Raw genomic sequence first — 8,347 nt, 5'->3', positions numbered from 1 at the left:
CACTTTGCTGCTAGAGGTGGTAATGCAGAAGTTGTTAGTAAATTATTAGATCATGTAGGTGAAGACAGAAGAGAAGATTATGTTAAAAGCAAAAATAATAAAGGTGAGACACCTCTGCACTTTGCTACAAGAAGTGGTGAAATAAAAGTTGTTGAGGAGTTACTGCAATATGTAAATGATAAAGAACGGTATGTTAAAAGCGAAAACAATAAAGGTGAGACACCTCTGCACTTTGCTACAAAAAGCGGTGAAATAAAAGTTGTTGAGAAGTTACTGCAATATGTAAATGATAAAGAACGGTATGTTAAAAGCGAAAACAATAAAGGTGAAACACCACTACATTTTGCTGCTGAGAGTGGTAATGTAGAAGTTGTTAAGGGATTGCTAAAATGCGTTGTAAAAGGTAAAGAAGAAAACTATATTGAATTTGCAAACAATGATAGTAGGAATGCGCTGGAAGTAGCTATTTCCTATGGTAATTCGAAAGTTTTTTCTGAGCTATTAAAATATATAAAAAATTCAAAACGAAAGCAGTATTATAATGATTTTAAAAAACAAGTAAGTGGTTCTGAAAAGGGGAATGTTTATAGTTTAGATGATTTACAAACAAAAGGCCGTGTTGAAGAAAGGAAGAAACAGCGCAATAAAGAGTTAATTACTAAAAAGACGCATTCTCATTCAGAAGCTGTGAAAGATGACAATAACCCATGTTCTCAGAGTGAAAGTCCTACATCGCCGTATTCGAAAAAAAGATCACGTATTAGTGATGGAAATACACAAAAACCACCAGAAAAAAAGGTTGCACTAGATGATTCTCTTGGGCAGAATGTAGATATTGAAGAGTCAGTAGGTAGCCATCAGAAAGAAGATGAGTTCTATAAACAGGACTCAGATCGAAAAAGTGATTCGGAGGCAAATGACTCACGGTCAGATAGTACGGGTTCTCAAAAAGAAGAAGGTTATACATTATTACATGATGCAGCAATGCTGGGTAAAAATAGTCTAGCATTAGACAATCAGCTAAGAAGGAGATCAGCATCCTTTGAACGACAGAACTCTGGTCAGGAAAGCGGTTTGAATAATGGTAACAATTTCCAGAAACAGGAAAGTGCTAGCAGCTATAAATCGTATGAACAACAGGACTCAAATCGAGAAAGCAATTCAGAGAAAGGAAATAGTTTAAGCAATAATAGTAATAATAACTCCAAAAAACAAGAATCAATTTTGGAGAAAGATTTGTATGTCTCTTCTAGTGATGATGAGAAGGATAGTCGTTCTCTGGTTGGTGATGAATTACGCTTAGATAAGGGAGATTTGTGCGTCTCTTCTAGTAATTATAAAGATCTTGATTTATCTGATGACTACGATAGTGACGAAAGCTCTAGTAATAGAGAAAGTGTTTGTGGTTCACCAGAACAAAATAGTAGTGGTCCATTAGAGCAAGTTAATAACTCTAGTGAAAGAAACGACTTGCAGAATATCTCTTTGCAAAATGATGCTTCTGAAGAGGAGAGAGATAATTCAGACAAATCGCAATCAAACGACTTCAAGCAAAACGATGATATAAGTGATGAGAGTTCCAGTAAAGGTAGCTTAGGTAATTCTGGTGAAAATTATGGTAATACATCACCACTAAGTAGTTCTCGAATTATTGATATACAAAGAAGCCTAAGAAATTCCAGGGAAAACACACGGTTGCATCGTGCTACTCTAAAAGATGATAGGTATCATCTTGCTGAAAGATTCCTTAACGAAGGTGAAAGTATTGATTCCATGGATGATGAAGGTAGAACACCACTGCACTGGGCTTATATCATGAACACGGTTGATATAGCTAATCTACTGTTAAAGATGGGAGCTAATCCTAAAATAGACGACAACTATAATCGAATACCATCTCAATATAAGCATAACTCTAATAATATTTGTGAAGGAGCTTATGCTATAAAAGAGCAAGCATCTGGTGTTGGTAAGGGTAAGACACTACCACAACAAAATAGTCGTAGTCTGTTAGAACAAAGCGGTAATATTGGTAGTGATAGTAGTAGTTCTGAATCAGAAAAAAGTAGTCCTGGCAACAAAAGTAACGTTGGTGGTAATAAAGATAGTACATCACAACAAAGTAGTCCTGACAATAGTTCCAGTATATTGAAACAGGGAAACGAAGATAGAATCGGGATGGAGCATGATTATTGCAAGAAAAATAGTCTAATTAATGTACAGTCAAGTAGTAAACAACAAGAGAGGTTTTCTAGATTCTCTAACACTAACGAAAGTAGTATACAGGAGGAAAGCAGCTTTAAACATGGCAACACTACTGAAGAAAGAGCTAACAATAATTCACATAGCTTAAGTAATTCCGATAAAAATTATAGTAATATATCATTACAAAGTAACGCCCAAGTTGATGTTATTAAACAAGATGTTGAAGGAGTGGAAGTAGAATCAAATGTTGGCAGCGATAAATCGTATGAACAACAGGACTCAGATCGAAAAAGTGACTTGGAGGCAAATAACTCATGGTCAGATAGTACGGACTCTCAAAAAGATGAAGAAGGTTGTACACTATTACATATTGCAGCAGCAGAGGGTAACAATGAGGTTGTTAAGACTTTATTAGAGGGAGGTGCTAGTGTTGATTCTAAAGATGAAAAAGGTTGTACACCATTACATGATGCAGTAGTAGAGGATCATAAGGGTGTTGCTCAGCTTTTAATACAAAATGGCGCTAATGTAAACGCTCTAAACAGCCTAAAGAAATCTCCTTTTATTTTAGCTGAGGAAAAAAGTAACCAGGGACTTATTAAAATTTTAAAAAATGAAAACGCTAGATCATGTCGTAATTATTGTGAAATTTTGGAAATGCGACCAGAAACCAACTTAAACGATGTAACATCAGCTAATCAGATGAGAAGAAGATCAGCACCCTCTTAAAGTTTTTCAATTTCGCTAATGGGCAATCCAGTAAATTTAGCAATAGTATTAATATTCATTTTGTCAGCAAGCATTTCCCTAGCCACAGCAATTTTAGCCTGTTTTTCGCCCTCTTCCTTACCTTCTTTTCTGCCTTTTTCATGACCGATTTGGATACCTCTTTCTTCTCCAACCCTAACACCTTCATCAAATTTTTGAGCAAAAGCAGCAATCTCATCCATTATGCGTTTTTTCATTTGTTCATATGCTAGTAACTCTTCTTCTGACCAGTTAAACTTATTCATCTCTTCATAAGCTCGTTTTATTATTATGTCACTACCAACTATTTTATCTAGGTCCTCTTCGTTTGTTTCTGCTGCATATCGGAAAAAATAACACCATTTTTCTACTATATTTTCTAGTTGGTCTTCTTTTGTCTTTGTAAATTTTGGTAGTTCTATGAATACGAAGTAAAAATCCTTTAAGTCATGTTCAAAGCTATTTTGATCTAAAATGACATGATTAGATTTGTACTCAGCCTTATCTGGAAAAATAATACAATCAGCAACAGCTATGAAGATAATTTCCTTGAGATTATGATAATCATCACCTTGATCAGCTTGACTTGAGTAGGCTTTAGCAGCATAATATTGGGCACGCTTTTCGAAGCCCTTGGTCTTAGTGAACTGCATTTCTATAATATATCTTGAACCTTGAGAGTCTTTACAAAGAACATCGACAATACTCTGTTTTTTAGCGGCAATTTCAGGGTCTAAAATGGTAGCTAAGAATTCAACATCGTGAATAGCAGCCAAGCCAGTAAAGCCTAAAATATCGTTCAAGAAATGAATAAGAATATCTTTATTCTTCTCGGTGCCAAATATTCTTTTGAAGGCATAATCGTTGCGTGCATCAAGAAATTTAGAAAAAGCCATGAGAAAGTAAGATAAAAAGCATTAATGATTATACACAATTGTGAAGAAATATTCAACTAAAATGCAAACATTTTGTATATCTTTATTTTGTAGTATTAACCTATATAATATTTATGGCAAATATCTCGATAAGGTACCAAATAGCGCAAAAAGTAAGGAGCTGGAGGTTAAAAAGAAAATATACCCTGAAAAACTTAGCAGACAAGGCAGGCATAAACTATCATACACTGATAAGATACGAGCAAGGAACATGTGGCATTCCAACTGAAAAGTTAAAAATATTAGCAGAGGCGTTATCAATTCCTATTAGAAATCTCTTTCCAAGAAGAAAAGTACTAAAAGAAGATAGTTGTTTCGACAAAGCCAAGACCCAGGAAATGTATAATTTCATAGAAAAAACAGGAGGACACAAAGCAATTTATGCATTAACCAAATCTGTCCGAGCTGAAGAAGAAAGTAATATAAAAGCAGCAAGAATAAGAATTGCAAGGAATCTAGTTAAGGCGGGGTTTGATAATGACATTATCTATCGAGCAACGGGCTTATCAACTGAGGAATATGCTGATAAAGAGAGATACGAGCCAAACGGAGGACAAGAGATAAAAAAATGGAGAATAATCAGAGGATATACGCAAGAAGAGTTAGCAAAAAAGCTTAATGTAGGACCCTCGCAAATACATCATTATGAACAAGGTAGTGTTACCATTTTAAGTGAAAGGTTATGGGAAATAGCAAGAGAATTATCAGTGGATACTGAAGATCTGATAAAGGAAGAAGATAATTATGAAGATGGTGAAGCAGAAAATGAGTTATTAAGTTGGACGAGGGAATATAGAAAAATTGACAATCAAGAATCACGAGATGAGCTAAATATATGGGTAGAATTTTTATTGCAAAGAAAGCAAATTTACAAAGAGAAGATTAATAAAATAGAGGGAATGAAAGTTGTAAATAATTTACTTCAGTTAGGTTTTTCTACTGATGTTATTTCTAAAATAATTGATTAACAACAACCTTTTTACATAACTTGAAAATAAATATGTATTAATATCTTAACCTATTCATAAAAAAATAAGTAAAAAAGATTGAGAAATTGATTTGACTTCACTCGGAAGCTATGGCTCTATGCCAATGCTGATAAAAAACAGCAGTAAATAATTAAAAACAATTTGTTATTAACGAGGAGTATATTTTATGAATAATAGTGAAAAACTTACAGGAGAAATAGAGAGAGTATTACAGAGTGGAGGAGGAAGTGCTCTATTTGATCGTGAGATAGTGTCAGTGCTTCTAGGAGCAGTTCACGACAGAAAGCAAGCACAAGATGTTACTAAAACTCTAATGGATAACTGCCCAGGAATAGGAGAAATTTTAGGACGAGAAATCGATGATTTGAAAATGATAGAAGGAATGACCGAACATGCAGCTGCAGCAATTGAATGTGTAAAAGAAGCTTATAAAAGAGCACTCAGAGAAGGATTAAAGAGAGGCCCAGTAATGGATAGCCAAGAAAAGCTGATAGAGTATGTAAGGGTAAATATAGGCTTTTCAGCAAAAGAAGCTGTCCTGATAATATACTTGGATAAACAGCACCGTCTGATAAGAGATGAAGTGTATTTTGGTACAATAGATGAAGTACACTTATCTGAAAGGAAAGTGGTAAAAAAGGCGTTATCAATGGAAGCAGCGTCAATAATATTAGCTCATAACCATCCAGGAGGGAGTTTAGAACCATCAGAAGATGATAAAGTAATGACTAGAGAATTAGTATCAGCATGTCAAGGAGTGGGAATTGAACTAGAGGATCATGTTATTATGACAGACAAAGGATATTGCAGTTTTAAGGAAAGAGAGCTGTTATAAACAAAATTTCAATTGCTTGAGAAGTTTGGCTACTACACAGTAGCAAGAAAACTTAGTCAAGAATCTGAAGAGCAAGAACTGCACAATACAAAAGATCTTTGTATAGCTTGTATATTAAGTCGTGATTAAAGAATAAAAGTCCCAAAAAATCTATTCTTTTATTATAAATAGTTGCAAGATATACAAGATCTTTTTATAATTTGCGTATTAAGTTAATTATAAAGCAATAAATTGCTCTGTAGACTTGAATAACATGATTAATAGGAGGCTATATGACTACTAAAAAAACAGTATCATTTGATGATACAGATGGAAATACTTATGAGTTAATCATTGATTCTAAAAAGTTACCAAAAGGACTATATAGTGCTATTGAAGGTATAAGGCGTACTGGTAAGAAAACCCAGCAGTCTGTATTTGTAGACGAGACCGATAATAAACCGAAAATATTTGATGATAAAAGTAGGTTTGAGAAGCCTGAAGGTGTGCCTTCCCCTAGCGATGTTTCTGGAAAATCAATCAATCTTGGAGAAGGACGTGAGGTTTATAACAAAAAATCTTCAAATCGTCAAAATCCGTTTATTCCAGCCTTAAACAAGATAGAGCCAAGTGCAAGTGAAAATGCAGAATTAAGATGGTTTAAAAGTAGAGTAGTAAAGGCAAAAAGCGTAGACGAACTGAACAAAACTATAGATCAAGCACTAAGTACTGGAATCAGGATAAATGCGTATAGCGAAGGACAGAAGAGTTTTGCTGATACGGTGATATCGAAAATGCCTTCGATCAAATGCAAAGAAAATGAGAAGGAAGACATAATATGTGAATTGATGCTAAATGGAGCAACATTCAGTTACGATCTATTGCAGGATAAGGGAATAAGTGAAATGCATAACAAACTGTATCAAGAGATTCGTCCACAGATAGATGAGTGGCTTAAAGAACTGAGAGAAATCGGTGAAAGTGCTATTGAAAATGAAGGAATCATAGAAGACGTGGAAATGGATAATCAGACGTTTTTTATGAAATTTTCTGAGAATAGTAAGGTAAATATTGCAAGAGTATTGGAAGGTACAAAAAATTTAGGATTAACCACAGGAGAGGTAAAATTAGGAGCGTCGAACAAGAAAAAAATCTTGTTAAACCGGAAAGAAACTATTTCTTCACTTCCATAGCAATTTTTATATATAATTTATCAAGAAGTACTTCTGCAGTTATAACCGACTGATCAATGGTGCTTAAGTGCCCGTTTAGGAGCGTGGTTTTGGAGGAACGGTTAAACCACTGATGGAGTCTATTATGACTACCTCGATTAGAAGATTGTATAATCTAACCGTCCCAAGCTTAAGTGCTTCTCCATTATAAGTTATAGTAGGATAATTACCATGATAAAGGCAAAAAGTAAACTAGAAATAGTGAATCCTGATACAGCAGGAATTGATATCGGCTCAGCTGTACATTATGTATGTGTACCTGAAGGAAGAGATGAACAACGTGTCAAAAAATTTGGATGCTTTACAGTTGATCTTCATAACTTAGCAGGGTGGTTAAAGAAATGTAAAATTAGAACAGTAGCTATGGAATCAACAGGAGTATATTGGATTCCTTTGTTTCAAATACTTGAGTCATATGGATTTGAGGTAAAATTGGTAAATGCACGATATATTAAGAACGTGCCTGGTAGAAAATCCGACGTTCAAGACTGTCAATGGTTACAACAATTACACAGCTATGGATTACTCCATGGGTCGTTTAGACCTGATGATCAAATGTGTGTGTTGCGTAATTACGTTAGGCAACGTAGCAACCTGATTGAAAGTGCATCCACACATATTCTACGTATGCAAAAAGCGTTAATTCAAATGAACGTTCAATTACACAAAGTCATAAGTGATATTACTGGAGTAACCGGTATGCAAATTATCAAAGCAATAATTGAAGGTGAAAGGAATCCTGAAAAATTATCAGAATTGAGAGATGTACGGATAAAAAATGATAGATCTACCATGGCAAAAGCGCTAAAAGGCGACTACAGAAAGGAACTCTTATTTGTGTTAAAGCAAGAATTTGAATTGTATAATATTTATCAGGAAAAAATAGCAGAATGCGACAAAAGCATCGAACAATATTACAAAACATTTGAAACAAAATCTGACGAGAATAAGCGATGCAGCAAAATAAAGAATAGGTTTTCAAAAAACAGACCAGACTTTCCTTTACACGAAGAACTGTATAGAGTAACCGGTATTGATTTTACTAAAGTTCCTGGGCTTGATGTGCTAACTATACAAACAATTATCTCAGAAGTTGGTTTGAACCACGATAAATGGCCATCAGAGAAGCACTTTACTTCTTGGTTGGGGCTAAGTCCTGCTAATAAAGTTACAGGGGAAAAAGTATTTGGGACGAGAACTCGCAAAGTTATTGCTCGTGCTGCAAATGCTTTTAGGATGGCTGCCCAATGTGTGTCAAGAAGCAACAGTGGGATTGTTGCATATTGCAGAAGGTTAAAAAAACGACTAGGAGCACCGAAAGCGATTACCGCTACGGCTAGGAAATTGGCGTGCATTTTTTATAGTATGCTAAAGTATGGACAGGAATATGTAGAGAAGGGCATTGATTACTATGAAAAGTTATAT

At 34.7% G+C, this 8,347-nt stretch carries 6 protein-coding genes; 5 read left to right on the top strand and 1 reads right to left on the bottom strand.

From position 1 onward, the window contains the following. Positions 1 to 2,934 (top strand): ankyrin repeat domain-containing protein (locus ACIPNH_RS03005; RefSeq protein WP_400771646.1); only part of this gene is annotated, 2,934 nt, incomplete at its 5' end. Here ACIPNH_RS03005 and ACIPNH_RS03000 read toward each other — a convergent pair. Next, positions 2,931 to 3,848 (bottom strand): Rpn family recombination-promoting nuclease/putative transposase, encoded by a 918-nt coding sequence (locus ACIPNH_RS03000; RefSeq protein ID WP_400771645.1) that lies wholly within the window; start codon positions 3,846 to 3,848, stop codon positions 2,931 to 2,933. The two genes, ACIPNH_RS03005 and ACIPNH_RS03000, sit on opposite strands and share 4 nt — an antisense overlap. Positions 3,849 to 3,961: 113 nt before the next feature. Here ACIPNH_RS03000 and wmk point away from each other — a divergent pair, with 113 nt between their 5' ends. From wmk to ACIPNH_RS02980, 4 genes are all read left to right on the top strand, one after another. After that, positions 3,962 to 4,855 (top strand): WO male-killing family protein Wmk, encoded by an 894-nt coding sequence (gene wmk / locus ACIPNH_RS02995; protein WP_400771644.1) that lies wholly within the window; start codon positions 3,962 to 3,964, stop codon positions 4,853 to 4,855. 187 nt (positions 4,856 to 5,042) lie between these two features. Further along, complete coding sequence (locus ACIPNH_RS02990; RefSeq protein ID WP_400771642.1) at positions 5,043 to 5,711, top strand: JAB domain-containing protein; 669 nt, start codon at positions 5,043 to 5,045, stop codon at positions 5,709 to 5,711. A gap of 272 nt (positions 5,712 to 5,983) precedes the next feature. Continuing rightward, positions 5,984 to 6,883: a hypothetical protein gene (locus ACIPNH_RS02985; protein WP_400771640.1), complete on the top strand. Its 900-nt coding sequence runs from the start codon at positions 5,984 to 5,986 to the stop codon at positions 6,881 to 6,883. Positions 6,884 to 7,093: 210 nt separating this feature from the next. Continuing rightward, the coding region (locus tag ACIPNH_RS02980; RefSeq protein WP_400771638.1) for an IS110 family RNA-guided transposase at positions 7,094 to 8,347 on the top strand (1,254 nt) is incomplete at its 3' end.

The organism is Wolbachia endosymbiont of Drosophila barbarae, assembly GCF_044752445.1.
Taxonomy (GTDB): Bacteria; Pseudomonadota; Alphaproteobacteria; order Rickettsiales; family Anaplasmataceae; genus Wolbachia; species Wolbachia pipientis.
Note: the sequence above shows the minus strand (reverse complement) of the source record. Positions and strands in the feature narration are given on the sequence as shown.

What these genes read in the sequence shown, in the direction of transcription:
- ACIPNH_RS02990 (WP_400771642.1), top strand. Translation starts at nt 5,043, where the DNA reads ATGAATAATAGTGAAAAACTTACAGGAGAAATAGAGAGAGTATTACAG.
- ACIPNH_RS03000 (WP_400771645.1), bottom strand. Translation starts at nt 3,848, where the DNA reads ATGGCTTTTTCTAAATTTCTTGATGCACGCAACGATTATGCCTTCAAA.
- wmk (WP_400771644.1), top strand. Translation starts at nt 3,962, where the DNA reads ATGGCAAATATCTCGATAAGGTACCAAATAGCGCAAAAAGTAAGGAGC.
- ACIPNH_RS02985 (WP_400771640.1), top strand. Translation starts at nt 5,984, where the DNA reads ATGACTACTAAAAAAACAGTATCATTTGATGATACAGATGGAAATACT.